General features: G+C 32.9%; 20 protein-coding genes. 18 read left to right on the top strand and 2 right to left on the bottom strand.

The genetic code is table 11. The features are described from left to right. Window positions 1-206 precede the first annotated feature (206 nt). The 3 genes from ITJ86_RS09780 to ITJ86_RS09770 are packed head-to-tail and all read left to right on the top strand — an operon-like array spanning window position 207 to window position 2,966. Window positions 207-1,298, top strand: coding sequence for an acyloxyacyl hydrolase (locus ITJ86_RS09780; protein WP_195871459.1), 1,092 nt, complete (start codon window positions 207-209; stop codon window positions 1,296-1,298). After that, the gene (locus ITJ86_RS09775) at window positions 1,295-2,038 is read left to right on the top strand and encodes a head GIN domain-containing protein (RefSeq protein ID WP_195871458.1); all 744 of its coding nucleotides are present in this window, start codon (window positions 1,295-1,297) and stop codon (window positions 2,036-2,038) included. Before ITJ86_RS09780 ends, ITJ86_RS09775 begins: the two co-directional genes overlap by 4 nt. 19 nt (window positions 2,039-2,057) lie before the next feature. Then, entirely contained in the window at window positions 2,058-2,966 is a 909-nt protein-coding gene (locus ITJ86_RS09770) for a hypothetical protein (RefSeq protein WP_195871457.1), read from the top strand. Window positions 2,967-3,018: 52 nt separating this feature from the next. Here the strand turns inward: ITJ86_RS09770 and gldA are convergent, their stop codons facing one another. Then, window positions 3,019-3,915, bottom strand: coding sequence for a gliding motility-associated ABC transporter ATP-binding subunit GldA (gene gldA, locus ITJ86_RS09765; RefSeq protein WP_195871456.1), 897 nt, complete (start codon window positions 3,913-3,915; stop codon window positions 3,019-3,021). A 336-nt stretch (window positions 3,916-4,251) separates the two neighbouring features. Between gldA and ITJ86_RS09760 the strand changes: the two genes are divergently transcribed. The 12 genes from ITJ86_RS09760 (at window position 4,252) to ITJ86_RS09705 (ending at window position 15,634) form a co-directional block, all read left to right on the top strand. Next, window positions 4,252-5,079: a prephenate dehydratase gene (locus ITJ86_RS09760; protein WP_195871455.1), complete on the top strand. Its 828-nt coding sequence runs from the start codon at window positions 4,252-4,254 to the stop codon at window positions 5,077-5,079. After that, window positions 5,076-6,218, top strand: a complete 1,143-nt coding sequence (locus ITJ86_RS09755) for a pyridoxal phosphate-dependent aminotransferase (protein WP_195871454.1) — start codon at window positions 5,076-5,078, stop codon at window positions 6,216-6,218. The genes ITJ86_RS09760 and ITJ86_RS09755 overlap by 4 nt, the downstream gene beginning before the upstream one ends. Before the next feature lie 50 nt (window positions 6,219-6,268). Next, window positions 6,269-7,120: a prephenate dehydrogenase gene (locus tag ITJ86_RS09750; RefSeq protein WP_195871453.1), complete on the top strand. Its 852-nt coding sequence runs from the start codon at window positions 6,269-6,271 to the stop codon at window positions 7,118-7,120. 99 nt (window positions 7,121-7,219) lie between these two features. Beyond that, window positions 7,220-8,302 carry a bifunctional 3-deoxy-7-phosphoheptulonate synthase/chorismate mutase type II gene (locus ITJ86_RS09745; protein WP_195871452.1) on the top strand — a complete coding sequence of 361 codons (1,083 nt, stop codon included), beginning with the start codon at window positions 7,220-7,222 and terminating at the stop codon, window positions 8,300-8,302. 153 nt (window positions 8,303-8,455) lie between these two features. Beyond that, window positions 8,456-9,082, top strand: a complete 627-nt coding sequence (locus tag ITJ86_RS09740; RefSeq protein WP_195871451.1) for a T9SS type A sorting domain-containing protein — start codon at window positions 8,456-8,458, stop codon at window positions 9,080-9,082. Between the two features lie 65 nt (window positions 9,083-9,147). Continuing rightward, window positions 9,148-10,098: a ribosome small subunit-dependent GTPase A gene (gene rsgA / locus ITJ86_RS09735; RefSeq protein WP_195871553.1), complete on the top strand. Its 951-nt coding sequence runs from the start codon at window positions 9,148-9,150 to the stop codon at window positions 10,096-10,098. A gap of 83 nt (window positions 10,099-10,181) precedes the next feature. Then, the gene (dtd, locus tag ITJ86_RS09730) at window positions 10,182-10,634 is read left to right on the top strand and encodes a D-aminoacyl-tRNA deacylase (protein ID WP_195871450.1); all 453 of its coding nucleotides are present in this window, start codon (window positions 10,182-10,184) and stop codon (window positions 10,632-10,634) included. 54 nt (window positions 10,635-10,688) lie between these two features. Further along, window positions 10,689-11,015, top strand: coding sequence for a nucleotide pyrophosphohydrolase (locus tag ITJ86_RS09725; protein ID WP_195871449.1), 327 nt, complete (start codon window positions 10,689-10,691; stop codon window positions 11,013-11,015). A 33-nt stretch (window positions 11,016-11,048) separates the two neighbouring features. Further along, on the top strand, window positions 11,049-12,275 hold the full coding sequence (locus tag ITJ86_RS09720; RefSeq protein ID WP_195871448.1) for a 3-phosphoshikimate 1-carboxyvinyltransferase: 1,227 nt from the start codon (window positions 11,049-11,051) through the stop codon (window positions 12,273-12,275). Between the two features lie 74 nt (window positions 12,276-12,349). Next, the gene (gene queA, locus ITJ86_RS09715) at window positions 12,350-13,399 is read left to right on the top strand and encodes a tRNA preQ1(34) S-adenosylmethionine ribosyltransferase-isomerase QueA (protein ID WP_195871447.1); all 1,050 of its coding nucleotides are present in this window, start codon (window positions 12,350-12,352) and stop codon (window positions 13,397-13,399) included. Window positions 13,400-13,489: 90 nt separating this feature from the next. Continuing rightward, the gene (gene rlmN / locus ITJ86_RS09710) at window positions 13,490-14,530 is read left to right on the top strand and encodes a 23S rRNA (adenine(2503)-C(2))-methyltransferase RlmN (protein WP_195871446.1); all 1,041 of its coding nucleotides are present in this window, start codon (window positions 13,490-13,492) and stop codon (window positions 14,528-14,530) included. Between the two features lie 72 nt (window positions 14,531-14,602). Beyond that, on the top strand, window positions 14,603-15,634 hold the full coding sequence (locus ITJ86_RS09705) for a T9SS type A sorting domain-containing protein (protein ID WP_195871445.1): 1,032 nt from the start codon (window positions 14,603-14,605) through the stop codon (window positions 15,632-15,634). Between the two features lie 457 nt (window positions 15,635-16,091). On the opposite strand, the gene ITJ86_RS09700 is transcribed toward ITJ86_RS09705, so the two are convergent. After that, on the bottom strand, window positions 16,092-17,303 hold the full coding sequence (locus ITJ86_RS09700; RefSeq protein ID WP_195871444.1) for a T9SS type A sorting domain-containing protein: 1,212 nt from the start codon (window positions 17,301-17,303) through the stop codon (window positions 16,092-16,094). A 160-nt stretch (window positions 17,304-17,463) separates the two neighbouring features. Between ITJ86_RS09700 and ITJ86_RS09695 the strand changes: the two genes are divergently transcribed. From ITJ86_RS09695 to ITJ86_RS09685, 3 genes are all read left to right on the top strand, one after another. Continuing rightward, on the top strand, window positions 17,464-18,441 hold the full coding sequence (locus tag ITJ86_RS09695; protein ID WP_195871443.1) for a polyprenyl synthetase family protein: 978 nt from the start codon (window positions 17,464-17,466) through the stop codon (window positions 18,439-18,441). Window positions 18,442-18,575: 134 nt separating this feature from the next. Next, window positions 18,576-19,154 (top strand): RNA polymerase sigma factor, encoded by a 579-nt coding sequence (locus ITJ86_RS09690; RefSeq protein WP_195871442.1) that lies wholly within the window; start codon window positions 18,576-18,578, stop codon window positions 19,152-19,154. Continuing rightward, entirely contained in the window at window positions 19,141-19,926 is a 786-nt protein-coding gene (locus ITJ86_RS09685) for a hypothetical protein (RefSeq protein WP_195871441.1), read from the top strand. Before ITJ86_RS09690 ends, ITJ86_RS09685 begins: the two co-directional genes overlap by 14 nt. Window positions 19,927-19,972 lie beyond the last annotated feature (46 nt).

The raw sequence follows: 19,972 nt of genomic DNA, 5'->3' as shown, positions 1-19,972 counted from the left end.
ATTGATTTAATCTGATATTTGCACTTTATTATTAAGCCCTTAATCATGAAATTAATAAATAAGTATAAATCAGATTTTAAGTTTGTGTTACAGCTTTTGGCGTTAACAGTGATATCATTAATCGCGACTTTATTTGTGTAAAGTCTTGTAGGTTAATTCACTAGTGAATTGTAATTATTGACTATTTTTGCAGCTCAATAATTGCCATGCGACATCTATTATGTTTAATTGTATTACTACTATCTATAGGACTCTATGGACAAGAAGAAACGAACAGTTCATATTTTGATCTCAATTATATAGGAGGCAATATAGCACTTCATAATAACAGTATTCTTCATTTAATTAAAGGGCATCCCGAAGGTTTTGTTTTTAGCTGGAATAAAAAAACATTTGGAAACGAAGCATGGGAACATCGATTTAATTATCCAGATTATGGAGCGTCTCTAATTTATCAAGATTTAAAGAATGAAACATTAGGAAACACCATTGCCCTATACGCACACTATAATTTCTATTTTTTTAAACGGCGTGTCATGTTGCGTCTTGGTCAAGGGTTAGCATATGCCAGCAACCCTTATGATAAGATTGAAAATGCAAAAAATGTGGCCTTCGGATCAGATATTTTAAGTTCAACATATATCATGTTGAACTATAAGAAAGACCGTCTTTTTAATCGTTTTGGTTTTCAAACAGGATTGGCTTTAACGCACTATTCTAATGCTAATGTTAAAGCGCCAAACACAAGCGTAAATACTATAAATTTTAATTTAGGTCTAACGTATCATTTAGATACTGAAGATCCAGAATTTAGTGAACCTATTGCTGAAGAAAAGTACACGGAAAAGGTGAAATATAACTTAGTATTTAGATCTGGAATTAATGAAAGTGATGTTATTGGTAGTGGCCAATTTCCATTTTATGTGTTGTCTGGTTATGCCGATAAGCGTTTAAGCCATGTTAGTGCTATTCAGTTTGGTGCAGATGTGTTTTTTTCAAAATTTTTAAAGGAATTGATCTACTTTCAATCCGTTTCGTTTCCTGAGGAAAATGTAAGTGGTGATGAAGATTATAAGCGTGTTGGCCTTTTTGCTGGTCATGAATTGTTTATAAATAGAATGTCTATTGAAACACAGTTAGGTTATTATGTTTATTATCCATTTGATTTTGAGGGAAGAACCTATATTAGAATAGGTTTAAAACGGTATTTTGGTAAAAAACTATTTGGAGCTATTACCTTAAAATCACATGGAGCAAAAGCTGAAGCTGTAGAATTCGGTATAGGAGTAAGATTATGAGAAAATTAGTTTACATATTTAGCTTGTTTATATTAGCTTGTAATAGCGAAGATGCCTACGATTGTTTTCAAACCTCAGGAAGTATCATTCAGCAAGAGGTTTCGGTATCTAATTTCAATCGCATGCTTGTTCATAGAGATATTGAAGTAATTATAAAAGCATCGCCAAATTATAAAGTAACCATTGAAACAGGTGAAAATTTAATTAACGATGTAGCGGTTGAGGTCATCGATAATCGTTTGGTTTTAACAGATCATAATTCATGTAATTTGGTAAGAGATTATGGTATCACCAAAATATATGTTGAAACACCAACACTTACAGAAATAAGATCTTCTACACAGTATGATATTTCATCTGATGGTGTTTTAAATTATGACTCACTAACCTTACTTTCTGAAGATTTTAACGAAACAAATGAATTCACTGTTGGCGATTTTAGGCTCAATATTAGTTCTGAAAACCTTTCCATATCATCTAATAATCTGTCGTTTTATTATATAACTGGAACTGTAGACAATCTATTCGTTGGCTTTTATGCAGGTGCAGGCCGTTTTGAAGGTGAAAATTTAAGTGCTCAAAATGTACGTGTTTATCATCGTGGTAGTAATGATATGGTTGTAAATCCGCAACAAACCTTAACAGGTCAACTTTATGGAACAGGTGATTTGATTTCAGTTAACCAACCAACCACAGAAGATGTTGAACGTTTTTATACTGGAGAATTACGTTTTCAATAATTATTAATATTTGAACTTTATGAAAAACACATCCTTGTTAGTATTGCTTTTTATAAATGTTCTGGTTTGTTTTGGGCAAAACGAAAGAGATATCGTAATTCACGATTCAATTTACCCAATACTTTATCAAGCTGATAAATACCCTCAGGTCAAAAAAATGGTTTTAAATCTCGAAAAACAATATGGATTTGAACCTGAGCTAAAACACACATTAGTCAATCAAAGTTATAAGAATAATGATATTGAATTTTTTAAAAATGAAATAGCCATTCTAGTAAAGGAGTATGGGTTTCAGCTCATTTATTTAGACGGTAATGAATCTTATTACGATGCTATAGTTAGCGGAGAATTATCCGAATGGTTTAAAGATATGTTTCTAACAAATCATTTTATTTGGCTCAAAAACAATTTTGAAAAACAAATAGATTTAAAGAAACTCAACGAATTAAAAACAAAAGACCAAATCGTTAATCGTTTTGCAATTAAACTAAGAACTGAAATTGCATTAGATTCACTTCAAATGGTAGCACATTCCAAACTGATTAATAATTTTTTCTTTGAAAACATTTCAGACCTTAATCAAATAACGGTTAAATATCAAAATTACCCAACCGGAAAAACTTTTGCTTTAGTTCAAAATAGTTTTGGAGTTACTGAGTTTCATAATATGCAAGTGAAAGAAAATTTGAAGCGTTTTTGGGTGTTATTTTATCCATATTATAAAAAAGCATATTTAAATAATGAGATTTCATATATCTATTTTAAAAATTATGATAACTGGAGTTTCGTTAATTTTAAAACACAACGCTTCGGATTATTAGCTATAGAAAGTGTTCCAGAACTGTTTAATAAAGACGGATTAACAGAAGCACCAATTGAAGATTTAGATTTCTATAAGCGTATAAAAACAGAATTTAATTGGGATTAAATAACCCACAAGTACAAGAATTCCTTCCTTTTGGGATGGCTAGGATGGGCTTCTATTTACTGGTCAATTCCCTAAATAAACTTTCTAAACTTGCATTCTTCTGATTCAGTTGTAAAATTTTCAACTCATTATCATGTGCAAAATCAAACACATGAGAACGCATGTCTTCTTTTGTAGAAAATGTAATTTCGTAAACAAAACTATGTGTGTTTTTTACCGCTTTTACTTTTGGTAATTTTAGCAAAAAGGCATCTTCCACTCTAAAGTCAAATTCAACAATCACAATTTGTTCTTGGCCATCACGCAAATCTTTCAAATATTTATCAGCAACAACTTCTCCTTTATTGATGATAATAACACGGTCGCACATGGCTTCAACTTCTTGCATAATATGCGTCGATAAAAACACCGTTTTTTCTTTTCCTATGCTTCTAATTAAGTTTCTAATGTCTACTAATTGATTTGGATCTAAACCGGTTGTAGGTTCATCTAAAATTAAAACGTCCGGATTGTGCAGTAAAGCATTGGCCAAACCAACACGCTGTCTATAACCTTTAGAAAGCTGACTTATTTTTTTGTGTGATTCAGGTTGTAAACCCGTAAGTTCAATAACGTCTTCTATTCTAGATTTAGAAGTGCCATAGACATTCGCGTTAAAATTCAAATACTCTTTAACGTACAAGTCCGTATAAAGCGGATTGTGCTCCGGTAAATACCCAACACTAGTTTGTACAGCCTTCTTGTCTGAAGTAATATCAAATCCATTCACACTTGCAGAACCTTCTGTAGCATCAATATACGTGGTTAAAATTTTCATCATAGTAGATTTTCCGGCACCATTTGGTCCTAAAAAACCTACAATTTCAGCATCATTTACTTTAAAAGAAACATTGTTAAGTGCTTTCTGATCTTTGTACAGTTTGGTTATGTTTGAAACTTCGATTGACATACAATTAGAATTTATTCAAAAATAGGTATTTCCGAATATTGTATAGCAATTATTAATAATTCTTTAAATTTTTGAAATTTTTTCCAAAAAAACAATGCAACAATTTTGATTTGTAAAAATAATAATTACATTAGCCACATAATTAAAAGATTTCCACGGATGTGGAGAATAAATATGAACATATCTAGAACATATTATAACTGGTTTTATTTCTTTTTTAGCTAAAGGAACGAGACTGAGTATGTTTTATTTAAAATATAGTTTTAAAAGTCTCGATTTAATCGAGACTTTTTTTATGCCAATTTTTAAGGAGTTGATAAATAAGAAAGATAAATTGTGAATAAACCAATAGCAATACAAGGAATTAAGGGATCATTTCATCACGAAGTTGTTCAGCATTATTTTAATGTTGATGCAGACGTTGTTGAATGTATGACGTTTGATCGTGTGATTGATACCTTACTCGAAGGGCAAACCGATGAAATTGTAATGGCGTTAGAAAACTCTATTGCAGGCTCAATTATACCTAACTATGCTTTAATCGATACACATCAATTAAGTATTGTTGGTGAGTGCTATTTAGATATTCAGCATCATTTTTTGGCTTTAGAAAATCAATCTATTGGAGATATTTTAGAAGTGCATTCGCATCCTATGGCATTATTGCAATGTAAGGAGTTTTTTAGAAGTTATCCGCATATAAAACTTGTAGAAGCTAAGGATACAGCAGATGTTGCTAAGCAAATTTCTGAACAGAATTTAAAAGGTATTGCAGCCATAGCTAGTAAAAATGCAGCACAATTATACGGTCTTAATGTTTTGGCAAAAAGCATTCAAACTATAAAACACAATGAAACGCGTTTTGTTATTGTGAGGCGAGAAAGTAACAGAACAGATAATAATGATATTAATAAGGCATCGTTAAAATTTGAATTAGATCATAAACGAGGAAGCTTAGCAGCATTGTTAAATGTGTTGAGTGACTGTAAACTTAACCTTACTAAAATTCAATCGTTGCCAAAAATAGATACACCTTGGAAATATGCCTTTTTCGTGGATGTTACTTTTGGAGATTACAAAGATTACGATAAAGCCAAGTCTATTATAAGTTTAATGGCTGAGAATTTTAAAGTATTAGGAGAATATAAAAATGCAAGACTATGATAGAAGTTGCAAAACGTTTACAAAAAGTTGAAGAATACTATTTCTCTAAGAAATTGAGAGAAGTCGCGTTTTTAAAATCGCAAGGTAAACCTATTATTAATTTAGGAATTGGTAGTCCAGATTTAGAACCTCCTATTAAGGCCTCAATGTTACTTCAAGATAGTTTAGCTGAAGAAAAAGCACACCAATATCAAAGTTACCAAGGCTTACCAGAATTGAGAGATGAGATTGCAAACTTTTATAAAACACATTATCAGGTTAATTTAAGTTCAAAAGCTGAAGTATTGCCATTAATGGGTAGCAAGGAAGGCATAATGCACATTTCTATGGCTTTTTTAAATAAAGGTGATAAAGTGTTAATTCCTAATCCTGGTTATCCAACCTATGCTTCAGTTACCAAACTTTTAGAAGCAAAACCTGTGTATTACGGTTTAAAAGAAGACAATAATTGGGAGCCAGATTTTGCCGCTTTAGAACGTTTAGATTTAAAACGTGTAAAAATAATGTGGATTAATTATCCGCATATGCCAACAGGTGCAAATGCCACCAATAAGTTTTATGATAAGGTAATTGCGTTTGGGAAACGTCACGATATTTTAATCGTAAATGACAATCCGTATAGTTTTATTCTCAATGAAAAACCTATAAGTATTTTGAGATACAAGGATGCTAAAGACGTCTGCTTAGAGCTAAATTCTTTGAGTAAAACATTTAATATGGCTGGTTGGCGTGTTGGCATGTTAGTAGGTAATTACGATTTTATAAGTGCCGTTTTAAGAGTGAAAAGTAATATGGATTCTGGTATGTTCTATGGCATACAAAAAGGAGCTATTGAAGCTTTAAGATGTTCAGAATTGTGGTTTAAGAGTTTAAACAGTGTGTACCAAACACGTAGAGAATTAGTGTGGAAATTAGCCGAAAGACTTAAATGTACTTATGATGAACATGCATCAGGGCTGTTTGTTTGGGCAAAATTACCACCAAACTTAAAATCTGAAGAATTTACAGATTTGGTGCTAAAAGAGCATTCAATATTTATTACGCCAGGAACTGTTTTTGGTAGTAATGGTGAAGGTTATGTGCGATTTTCGTTATGTGCAACAGAAGAAGTTATTGAAGAAGCTATAGCGAGAGTTTAAAAAAATAATGGTTACAAATTGAGGTAACTCGTAAAAAGAAAAAATTAAAAGTGAATACTATTTTTATCATAGGAGTTGGGTTAATTGGAGGAAGCTTCGCTTTGGATATTAAAAAATTACACCCAGAGAGTACTATTTTTGGTATAGATAATAATGAAGCGCATCTCGATGAAGCAATTGAGCTAAAGATTATAGACCAAAAAGCTAAATTTGAAGATTTAGAAAAAGCAGATTTGGTCATCTTAGCCATTCCTGTAGATGCAACTTTAACAATTTTGCCGAAAGTTTTAGATCATGTATCAGACAACGCTATTGTATTTGATGCTGGTTCTACCAAAGAAGATATTTGTTTTTCGGTAAAGAATCATCCAAAACGTCGAAATTATTTAGCAGTGCATCCTATTGCTGGTACAGAACATTCTGGTCCAAAAGCAGCGATTCATAATCTATATAAAAGCAAAACCAATATTATTTGCGAAGTTGAGGACACAGCCTTTAAACTTCAAGAAAGAGCATTGGAATTGTTTTCAGAATTAGGAATGCGTATTCGTTATATGAATCCTAAAGCACACGATAAACATATTGCTTATGTGTCGCATTTATCGCACATCAGTGCATTTATGTTAGGAAAAACAGTGATTGATAAAGAAAGAAACGAACGCGATATTTTTGATATGGCTGGTAGTGGATTTGAAAGCACAGTACGATTAGCAAAAAGTTCACCAGCCATGTGGGCACCTATTTTTAAGCAGAATAAAACGAATGTTATTGAAACATTAGATGAATATATTTCCAATTTAAAACATTTCAAAACATTGATGGAAGACGGTGATTTTGATGCTGTGTTTGAAGAAATGGAAACCACAAATCATATAAAAGACATATTAAACGGAATACAATAAATAACTAAAAAACAAATTTCAAAATCCACATTCCAAGAACTTTATAAGTAAAAACCATTGGAATTTAGGTTTTGATTTATTGAAATTGATTTAAAAATTATGGAAAACAAAAAAGAAATGAGAACCTGGTTAGATGATATGAAATTAGATCATCCAATAGTAATTGCAGGTCCATGTAGCGCAGAAACAGAAGAGCAAGTGTTAAAAATAGCACACGAGCTAAAAGATACAGATGTTAATTATTATAGAGCTGGTATTTGGAAACCAAGAACACGTCCTGGTAACTTTGAAGGTGTTGGAGCTTTAGGTTTAAAATGGTTGCAAAAAGTAAAAGAAGAAACAGGAATGAAGACCTGTACGGAAGTTGCCAATGCAGCGCATGTGAAATTAGCATTAGAGCATGATGTTGATTTATTATGGATTGGTGCACGTTCTACGGTAAGTCCATTTATAATGCAAGAGATTGCTGATGCTTTAGAAGGAACCGATAAAATTGTATTGGTTAAAAATCCAGTAAATCCAGATTTATCCTTATGGTTAGGTGGTATTGAACGTTTATACTCTGCAGGAATTAAAAATTTAGGAGCTATCCATAGAGGGTTTTCAACATATGAGAAATCTAAATATAGAAATATACCAGAATGGCAATTAGCCATTGAGTTTCAAAATAGATTTCCAGATTTACCTTTAATTAATGATCCATCGCATATCACAGGAAATAGAGATATGATTTTAGAGGTTTCTCAAACAGCCTTAGATCTTAATTTTGATGGCTTAATGATAGAAACACATTTCGATCCTGAAAATGCTTGGAGTGATGCTGCACAACAAGTAACACCAAGTAGTTTGGTGCAGATAATGAAAGATTTAAAGATCAGAAAAGAAACAGATCCTGAAGCAGAGTACAATGCTGAACTCAACAATTTAAGAGCTCAGATTGATGTTGTTGATAACCAAATTATTGAATTGTTAGGAAAACGCATGAAAGTTGCTGATGGTATCGGAACCCTTAAAAAACAAAAGAATGTTGCTGTTTTACAAAGTAAACGTTGGAATGAAATTTTAGGAAGTATGGTGCTAGAAGGAGAAGAAAAAGGACTAAGTGAAGAGTTTATTTTACGTATGTTTAAAGCTATTCACCAAGAATCTATTAATCATCAAGAAAAGATTATTAATAGTTAGAAGTGTATTACAAGTATGAAAAAAGGTTCGCAATTTTTGCGAGCCTTTTTTATTTGGTGCGTTTACTAATTGAAACGTATCGTTTACGAATTGGTTGTTTTTTAAGTTTTGGTTTCTAGATAGGTTTGGTCTATTATCCAAAACCAATCACTCATGAAAAAAATGACTTTATTTATCCTAGCATTAAGTTTAAGTGCAATTGCTTCTGCACAAATTACAGTAACAGGAATTGTTACCAATGATTCCATCCAATTAGAATCAGCAAGTGTAATGATTAAAAATTCAACCAACGGAATTGCTACGAATAACAAAGGCGAATTTAAACTTGAAGCTAAAAAAGGAGACACATTATCTGTGTCGTATTTAGGGTATGAAAGTAAAGAACTAGTCGTAAATTCTGATAAATATTTAACTGTTAAGTTAATAGAAGGTGGTAGCCTTGAAGAAGTTGTTATTAATGGTTATTTTAATTATCGAATAGGTTGTTCAGGAATGTTTAGTGAAGTCAAACAAATTGTGGATATCTCGAATGAGAAAAAACTAAATCTCTTCCCAAACCCATCATCGAACGGAATTTTTCAATTAATGTTGGTCAATAATTACAGTAATGTATCTATTTCAATAGCAGATATGTCCGGAAAAATCATTCAAAATACAACACAGCAAAAGTTTGGTAAAAAAGGAACTATTGATTTGTCAACGTATCCAACAGGTATCTATATCGTAAATATTATAGCTGACGGAAGTCGATTAGAACCTATAAAAGCCATAAAAAGTTAAAAATTGGCTCGTATATTTTGCGCGCTTTTTTGTTCCATTAAACAATAATGACCATCTTTGTTGTAATGACAGGAACAGTATATAAATCTACAGGCAGTTGGTACACTGTAAAAACCTTAAACGGTAAATTCTATGAATGTAGAATTAAAGGCCGTTTTAGGTTAGATGGTATTAAAAGTACCAATCCAATTGCTGTTGGCGATAAAGTAGAATTCGATCTTGAAACAAAAAATAATACTGAAACAGGTGTTATTAATCGTATTGAAGAGCGCAAAAACTATATTGTTCGTAAATCAGTTAACCTTTCTAAGCAAACGCATATTATTGCAGCTAATATCGATCAGGTGTTTTTGTTGGTAACCATAGATAATCCGCCAACATTTACCACGTTTATTGATCGGTTTTTAGTTACTTCTGAGGCATATTCTATTAATACAGTTCTATTATTTAATAAAATAGATAGCTATGATGAGGACACCTTACTCGAAGTAAAATATCTAGCCAGCATTTATAGAGACATAGGTTACGAGTGTATTGGGATTTCAGCAACCACAGGGAAAAATATAGACAAAGTAAAAGCGTTAATGAAAGGTAAGGTGAGTATGTTCGCTGGTCATTCAGGAGTTGGTAAATCGACTTTAGTTAATGCTATTGAGCCATCCTTAGACTTAAAAACAAAAGCAATTTCTACACAACATAGTCAAGGACAGCACACTACCACATTTGCAGAAATGTTCGATCTTAGTTTCGATGCTGTCATTATTGATACACCAGGCATTAAAGGTTTTGGAGTTGTTGATATGGAACGGGAAGAAGTTGGTGATTATTTTCCTGAATTTTTCGCACTAAAGCAAGATTGTAAATTCAATAATTGTATTCACTTAAACGAACCAAAATGTGCCGTTAAAGATGCCTTAGAAGCTAATGAGGTGTCTTATTCTAGGTATAAAAGTTATCTTCAAATTTTAGAAGGCGAAGATGAGCATTACAGAACAGATAATTGGGAAGAAAATTAGTATTTAGTGTAAATCCGCTAACCTGCAAGGTTTTCAAAACCTTTTAGGTTTAAAAAACGATTCCCATTTTCAAGGGAAATGATATGAAAATAGTAATACAAAGAGTTTCTGAAGCTTCGGTTGTTATAAATAATTCTGAAGTAGCAGCTATAGAAAAAGGATTGGTAATTTTGTTAGGTATTGAGCATGACGATTCTCAAGAAGACATCAAGTGGCTTTGTAATAAAATAACAAATCTTCGTATTTTTCCAGATGAAAACGATGTAATGAACACCTCTCTAAAAGCTGTTAATGGAGATGTTATTTTGGTGAGTCAATTCACACTTCACGCCAGTACAAAAAAAGGAAATCGCCCGAGTTATATTAAAGCAGCAAAACCAGATGTTGCTATTCCGATGTATAATGATTTTATTAAAACACTTCAAGAGCATTTAGGGAAACCGATACAAACAGGAGAGTTTGGAGCAGACATGAAAGTGCAGTTAGTTAATGATGGTCCTGTAACGATCATTATCGATTCTAAGCATAGAACGTAAAAACCAATAGGTAAATCTTAGGATATATGCTTTTAACCATAAAAAAAACTGAATATGAATATTAAAAACGCACAAAAGGAAGTTGACGATTGGATAAATGAACATGGTGTAAGGTATTTTAATGAACTTACAAACATGGCACAGTTAACCGAAGAAGTTGGTGAAGTGGCTCGTATTATAGCAAGACGCTACGGAGAGCAAAGCGAAAAGGAAAGTGATAAAGATAAAGATCTAGGTGAAGAATTATCTGATGTAATGTTTGTTGTATTGTGTTTAGCAAACCAAACGGGAATAGACTTACAAGCCGCTTTTGATAAAAAAATGGATAAAAAGGCAAAACGAGATCACAACAGACATCACAATAATGATAAATTAAAGTAATTTTGTCATTCATTTTTTATTTAGAGCTTTCTTATGGACATTAGAATCCAAAAATCAAAACTTCATAATCACCAAAAGATTCAAATTACAGGATCAAAAAGTGAATCAAATCGCTTACTGTTGCTTCAGGCTTTGTATCCTCAAATAAGTATCAACAATGTATCTAACTCAGACGATTCTGTACTCATGCAAAACGCATTGGTTTCAGAAGACGAATTAATAGATATTCATCATGCTGGTACTGCTATGCGGTTTTTAACAGCGTATTTCGCTATTCAAAAGGGTAGAGAAACCATTCTTACGGGATCGCCTCGTATGAAAGAACGTCCAATTAAAATTTTGGTCGATGCTCTAAAAATGTTAGGTGCAGATATCACTTATTTAGAAAATGATGGTTTTCCACCTATAAAAATAGTAGGAAGTGAATTAACAAAGCACAAAGTCACTTTACAAGCAAACGTTAGTAGTCAGTATATTTCGGCATTATTACTAATTGCGTCTAAACTAGAAAACGGATTAGAACTAACCTTAAAAGGGAAAATAACCTCTGTACCATATATTAATATGACCTTGAGTTTGTTGCAATCTATTGGAGTTGAAACGAGCTTTATTGAAAATACAATAACTGTAAAACCTCAAACCACAAACCTCAAACCACAAACCTTAACTGTTGAGTCCGATTGGTCATCAGCATCATATTTTTATAGTCTAATCGCATTAAGTCCTGTTGGTACTGAAATTACGATTGCAGCCTATAAAGACAAAAGTTTACAGGGTGACTCTGTATTAGCTACTATTTACAAGGAATTTGGAATTACTACGACTTTTAAAGACGAATCTATAAGGCTTCAAAAAATATCAAATCCTGATAAAAAGTTGAAAGTTGAATTAGATTTAAAAAATGCACCAGATATTGCGCAAACCATTGCTGTTACGGCATTTGGTTTAGGGTTAGAGTGTTATATGATTGGATTACATACCTTAAAAATTAAGGAAACAGATCGCTTAGTAGCGCTTAAAACTGAATTAGAAAAGTTAGGTGCTCAAGTAGAGATTACAGACCTTTCTTTGCACTTACAACCATCGGAAAATCGCAATAGTAATATTAAAATTGCAACTTACAATGATCACAGAATGGCAATGGCTTTTGCACCTTTAGGTTTAAAAGTGCCAATTGATATTGAAAACGCTGATGTGGTGAGTAAGTCTTATCCTCAATTTTGGGAAGATTTTAAATCCATTGGCTTCAATTTAAAATAATCCCTCATTTACTTGACAACGCCTATCTCGAGATTGTATATTTGCAATTCGCTAAAAAAAATAAAAAGACACATATGAAATTATCACATTTCCATTTTGACCTTCCTGAAGAATTACTTGCCGAACGTCCTGCAGAACACAGGGACGAATCGCGATTAATGGTGCTTAATAGGGCAGAACAAACTATTGAACACAAACAATTCAAGGATATTATCGATTATTTTGATGAAGGTGATGTGATGATTATGAATGATACCAAAGTGTTTCCAGCACGTTTATTTGGTAATAAAGAAAAAACAGGCGCACGTATCGAAGTGTTTTTACTTCGTGAATTAAACCAAGATCAACGTCTTTGGGATGTATTGGTAGATCCTGCTCGTAAAATAAGAATTGGTAATAAATTGTATTTTGGTGAAGATGAGACATTAGTTGCCGAAGTTATTGATAACACAACCTCAAGAGGTAGAACATTACGCTTCCTTTATGATGGTTCTTACACAGACTTTAGAACAAAATTAACCCAACTTGGTGAAACACCATTGCCAAAATATATTAATAGAGAGGTAGAGCCAGAAGATGAAGAGCGTTACCAAACTATTTATGCAAAAAATGAAGGCGCTGTAGCAGCACCAACAGCAGGTTTGCATTTTTCTAAACACTTATTAAAACGTTTAGAGATTAAAGGCGTTAAAACAGCTGAAGTTACTTTACATGTTGGTTTAGGTACATTCAATCCGGTTGAAGTTGAAGATTTATCGAAACACAAAATGGATAGTGAAGAGATCATCATTAAACAAAATTCGGCAGATACGGTAAATAACGCTATTGAAAATAGAAAGCGCGTATGTGCTGTAGGTACAACATCAATGCGTACAATTGAAAGTTCTGTATCATCAAACGGAAGATTAAATGCATTTGAAGGATGGACCAATAAATTTATATTTCCACCGTATGATTTTAGCATCGCTAATTGTATGATTACAAACTTCCATACACCAAAATCGACATTGTTAATGATGACATCGGCATTTGCAGGTCATGATTTTATGAAAAAAGCATATGAAGAAGCTGTAAAAGAAAAGTATAAGTTCTATTCTTATGGTGACGCTATGTTAATCATCTAATTACGAATAACATCTATTCTAAAAGCCTCTTTATTGAGGCTTTTTTATTTTAAGGGAAAACCTAAATTCATTTCATTACTTTTGCAAAATATGGAAGCCAAAAAGAAAGACATACGCGCATTAACGAAAAAGCAACTCAGAGATTTCTTTGTAAAACAAGGAGATAAAGCTTTTAGAGGTAACCAGGTTTATGAGTGGTTGTGGCAAAAGTCTGCACATAGTTTTGAAGATATGACCAATGTATCTTTAGAAACCAGACAAATGCTAGAAGATAACTTTGTTATTAATCATATAAAAGTAGATCAGATGCAACGTAGCTCTGATGGTACTATTAAAAATGCGGTTCGTTTACATGATGATTTAGTGGTAGAGTCGGTTTTAATTCCCACAGCCACCAGAACCACAGCTTGTGTGTCGTCTCAAGTAGGTTGTAGTTTAGATTGTAGGTTTTGTGCAACATCGCGATTAAAACGTATGCGTAATTTGAATCCAGATGAAATATACGACCAAGTTGTTGCTATAGATAATGAAAGCCGATTATATCATAACAGACCATTAAGTAATATTGTGTTTATGGGAATGGGAGAACCCTTAATGAACTACAATAATGTGCTTAAGGCTATAGATAAAATCACCTCGCCAGAAGGCTTAGGGATGTCACCAAAACGAATTGTGGTGTCAACCTCTGGAGTGCCAAAAATGATAAAAAAGATGGCAGATGATAAGGTGAAATTTAAGTTAGCCGTATCATTACACTCGGCCATAGATGAAATTCGTACCTCAATAATGCCATTTAACGCTACATTTCCGTTATCCGATTTAAGAGAGGCATTACAATATTGGTACGCAGCTACAAAAAATAGAATTACGTACGAGTATGTGGTTTGGGATGCAATTAACGATAAACGAAAAGATGCCGAAGCTTTAGTAGAGTTTTGCAAATTCGCACCAAGTAAAGTCAACCTTATTGAATACAACCCAATAGATGATGGTGAGTTTCAGCAAGCCCATTCAAAAGCGATTGATATGTATGTTTCTGTTCTAGAGGCAAATAATATTACGGTTACTGTAAGACGAAGTAGAGGTAAGGATATTGATGCTGCTTGTGGACAGTTGGCTAATAAAAGTTAAAGTTGTAGTATTTTTTCTGCTTATTGTAAATTTGTTTTACCTTTCAATTTAATTTAAAAAAACACATATATTATGAGAACAAAATTACTTTATTTATTATTTATCGTTCCATTTATTTCATTTGGGCAAACTATTGAATCTGAAACTTTTGATGGTTTGTCTTTAGGGAGTATTTCAGGACAAGGTACTTGGCAAAGCCAAATAGGCAATGGTGATGGCTCGACGACCAATATGACCGAAGCTAATTTAGCTGTAACGACAGGGGGTGTTGCTTCCACTAACGGTTTTACTATTACAGGACCAAATGGTGATTCTGGATCAGCATTTATATGGAATGATGGATTTGCAGGCGCTTGGGCATCAAGAACATCAGGTAACGATATAGTTGAAGTGGAAGTTTCAGTTAATCCTGGAGCTGTTGGAACTTCAAAAAATACTTTTGGTGTTTATATTTATAACGCTGACTATACTAAAGTATTAGCTGGTTTTATTGTCGACGCTGATACTAATACTTTATCAGTTATAGCATATAGTCTCCCTACAGGTGAGCTATCTCCAGGTAATTTTACATACGGTTTGGCAGCAGCTCCAGGTTTGGCATTAGCATCTAATACTTGGTCTAAAGTTGGTGTTAGTTATAACACAATTACTGGTGAGGTTTTAATTGATAGCGATGCAATAACGGGTGGTCCTTTAGGTCTTCCAACGAATGTTGCTGTTGACACACCGGCAGAAGTGGATTTTGTTGTTGCCTCAGGAAGTTCTACAGCTGGAGGTGCAAACACAGCTTCTACCACTATGATTTTTGATAATTATGAGGCTAGGGCAACAGCAAGTAATACTTTATTGAATACAGAAGAGTTTGAATTGAATTCAGTTGGGCTTTATCCAAATCCAGCGAAAGAGTCAATTACTCTAGCTTCAGATATTTCAATTAAAAATGTTGAAATTTTTAATAGCCTAGGTCAAGTGGTTCTTACGAAAAATTCTGATTTTAGTAATACGAATGTATTTGATATTTCTAATCTAACTTCAGGGGTTTATATTATGACTATTAACTCAACTGATGGTGCTTCACAAACTAAGAAATTTATTAAAGAGTAATATTTCTTTTTCTTATTAATACTATAACAGAGGACTTAATTTATTAAGTCCTCTGTGCTTTTAAAAGATGTATAGACTCTATTTATAGGAAACAGTCGTTTTATAAACAAAGCTATAGTGCTTTGTGAGTTTTGAGGGTCTTAAAGTTTCTTCAATATTCATTTTTGATAAATATATACCATCATTTAGAACCGAATTATCTATATGTTTCTTTTTGGTTTTTTAATATGTAATGATAAAAATGTTTGAAATCATGTGTTTTAAACTGAAATTTAGATAGAATTTGTATTAATAGTTTATTGATAATATTCATGCATATGCTTTGTAATTTTGCAATAGTACTGTTGCTCATTATCTTATTGATATTTATAATGTGGACTATTTAGTTCTATAAAATAGGACATAAAAAAAGCGGCAAATTGCCGCTTTTTTCAGTTGTAATTATGAACATTAAAAGTTAATTTTTAACAAACTTAATTGTTTTATAATTTCCTTCTATATTTACTTTAGCTAAATACACACCGTCAGTTAAAGATGAAATGTTTAAAGATTCTGTGGTGTTAGACAAAGATTTTGTCATAACGTTTTGTCCAAGAATAGAATATATTTCAATGCTTGTTAAAGCCATTGCAGACGACTCAAAATTAAGTGTCTTTAATTCGCTGTTGTAATAATGTGTAAATGTGTTTGATTCAAAATCATTAACGCTAAGTGTAGAGGAAATAGCAATATTATCAATATTCAATGCAAATTGATCAGATACATCGTGATGTCTGAAAGCAAAATATACATTAGATTCCCCTGCAAATGCGCTAAGGTCTAGAGTTCTACTAACAAATACTCCATCACCACCATTTTCACCTACAATTTCATTAAAAGTTGTTGTACTAGCTGTAAAATCTGAAATCTCGTTACCAGTTGCAACATATACAGTGTAGTTTTCATCAGCCCAACTTGCATCGACACCTCGTGCATCCCATGATAATTCTAAATTATCAGTTGCACTGTATGCTGAAAAGTCAAAAGATTGTGAAATTAACCAATTATCAGGGAATAATGCGCCACTGGCGTACGAAGCAGAGACTAACATAGGGTTGCCATCAGGAGTATCATCATCATCTGAGTCGTAATCAGCTACGAACCATCCATTGCCATCTCCATCAGCATCAACTGATTCCCAGCAGGCTATTAATGTATTTGGAACTGAGAAATCATCTAAAAAAGGTAAAGAATTTGAGCAAGAAATTGCTTCCTCTGTTATTTCAAAGTCAAAACCTTTATCAGACCAGGTATCATCCCAATGTATATAATAAGTGGTGCCGTTTTCTATCGAAAAGCTAGCTGTGCTTAAGAAATTAAAACTGCCTACGTCATCATTACCTCCTATACAGGTTAAGTCACTACAAGTACCACTAAAAATACTTAAACGTGTATCCTCACTGTTAGTAACTCCATCATTTTGCGCTAAATCTGAAGTTATTGTCACAACCCCATCAACAGTAGCTGTGTAAGAATACCATGCACCGAATCCACCTGGGAAAGTATAGCAGCCTCCATTTGCAGTTCCTTCTATAGTGCCAACAGAAGTTACTCCAACAGTAGCATCTATAGCTGTTTCGCATGTGTCTTGAGCGTTACTTAAGTTAAATGCCAAAAAAGTGAACATCATTAATGTAATTTTTTTTCATATGTTTTTAGTTTTAAGATTAGTTTTAAATATATAGTTTTTTTTAATGGAAAATAAGGTAACACTGTATATTTACATTTTAGGTAATTTACAATCACGATTATTTGTAATATTGTAAAATATGAGTGCATTATTGATTTAAATGAAAATAACAGAACAAATAAAACAACCTATCGCCTACGAAATGGAACTTTTCGAACAGAAGTTTCAACTCGCTATGGCAAGTAAGGTCGCGTTACTTAACAGGGTTACACATTATATCGTAAACCGAAAAGGGAAACAAATGCGACCAATGTTTGTGTTTTTGGTAGCTAAAATGATGAATAATGGAGATATAAGCGAACGTACCTATAGAGGAGCTTCCGTTATTGAACTTATTCATACAGCAACCTTAGTTCATGATGATGTTGTAGATGATAGTAACAGGCGACGCGGTTTCTTTTCAATAAATGCACTTTGGAAGAATAAAATTGCGGTTCTTATTGGCGATTTTTTATTATCCAAGGGCTTACTACTTTCCATTGATAATAATGATTTCGATTTACTAAAAATTATCTCAGTTGCGGTTCGCGAAATGAGTGAAGGTGAGTTGCTTCAAATCGAAAAAGCCAGACAATTAGATATTACAGAAGACATTTACTACGAAATAATACGCCAAAAAACAGCAACGCTTATTGCAGCGTGCTGTAGTTTAGGAGCTGCATCTGTAAAACCCAATTCGACAGACGTAGAAACCATGCGAAAATTTGGTGAGCTGATTGGTATGGCATTTCAGATTAAAGACGATTTGTTCGATTATGGCAAAGAAGCCATTGGTAAGCCAACAGGTATTGATATTAAGGAGCAAAAAATGACATTGCCTTTAATTTATGTTTTAAACAACTGCACCAAAAAAGAAAAAGCCTGGTTAATTAATTCGGTTAAAAATCATAATAAAGATAAAACCCGAGTTAAAGAGGTTATTAATTTTGTAAAAGCTAATGGAGGGCTAGATTATGCCGTTTCTAAAATGAAAGCATTTCAAGAAGAAGCCTTAACTATTTTAGCAAATTACCCAGAATCACCATATAAAGCGTCTCTTAAGCTTATGGTGGATTACGTGATTGATAGAAAAAAGTAAGATATAAGCATCTGTAATTCAGTTCAATAAAAATTATTTTAATTATTTTTCACTTCCCAGGCAACCCTTGGTTACAAAATTGCGTCTTTATAAATAGAAAGGCATCTGAACGTATTCAGAACTTAAACTAAACCATGAAAGTTATTCAACTTCATAATTCCGATAGCTATCGGAACGAAAAAAAACTCATACAGAGCGCAGCGAAACAAAATCGCGAAGCACAGCATGTATTGTATCAATTGCATGCGCCAAAAATGTTGAGTGTGTGCAGGTATTATATAAAAGATGTGTACCAAGCAGAAGAGGTAATGTTGAATGGTTTCTTTAAAGTTTTTAAAAATCTGAAGTCGTTTAAAAATAAAGGTAGTTTTGAAGGATGGATTAGGCGTATAATGGTTCGTGAATCTATTTCGTATTTAAGACAACAAAAGAACATAGAGTTTGCAGTAGAAGACGACTATTTAGATCAGGATTCATCTAATAACATTAACTCTAACATCGAAGTTGCAGAAATACAGCAACTCATAGATGGTTTGCCAGAAGGTTACCGAATGGTGTTTGTAATGTACGCGATAGAAGGGTATAAGCACAATGAGATTGCCGAATTATTAAAGATTTCTGAAGGCACTTCTAAATCACAATTATTTAAAGCAAGACAGATGCTTCAAAAGAAATTAAAAGAATTAAATAGTAACAGTTATGGCTCCAATTAAGTTTGAAGAAAATATAAAAGACAAGCTAGAAAACCGAAAGATAACACCATCTTCTGAAAGTTGGTCTAAACTATCGGAACGCTTAGATGCAGAAGACAATACGTCTAAACAACCTATCTTTTGGTGGTTAAGTATTGCTGCCGGATTATTACTTATGATAGCGGTTTCTATACAATTTTTTAGCAGTAATGAGTCGGAAAAGGTATTGCCTAAAATGGTTGAAGAAGAAGTGATTAATAAACAGTTACAGAACGAACAGCTAGCGCCAAACCCAAAAGAATCTATTGAGTTAGCTAACGAAGAAAAAAGCACAGAAGAAACAGAAGCGGTTGTGCCAACTATAAATAATTCAAAGATTATAGATTATAAAGAAGTAATTAATCAAAAGCCAAAGTCTCAAACCCAACTTGTAAATGAAACTCAACCTGCAGAGACACCAATTAAAAAAAACGAGGAAGCGCAATTGCATAATGAAGCAAAGCATCTCTTAGAAGAAGCAAAGTTGAAATTGGCAGTAGCAGAAGCGATGGCAACTATAAAGTCTGAGGATACGTCAGTAACTGACAGAGAGATAGATTCGTTATTAAAACTAGCAAGTAAAGAGCTGTTTAGAGAAAATTTACAAAAAAAAGCCACTAGAACAGTAGACGCAAAAGCACTATTAATGAGTGTAGAAGACGAAATGGGACAGTCTTTTAGAAGCCGAGTTTTTGAAGCCCTAAAAGAGAGTTACGAAACTGTAAAATCAGCAGTTGCAGATCGAAATAATTAAGTTCCTGCGAAAGCAGGAATCTCATCAAAGAAACTTGAAACAAGAA

It is taken from the genome of Winogradskyella marina, from assembly GCF_015645385.1.
GTDB classification, from domain to species: Bacteria; Bacteroidota; Bacteroidia; order Flavobacteriales; family Flavobacteriaceae; genus Winogradskyella; species Winogradskyella marina.
Note: the sequence above shows the minus strand (reverse complement) of the source record. Positions and strands in the feature narration are given on the sequence as shown.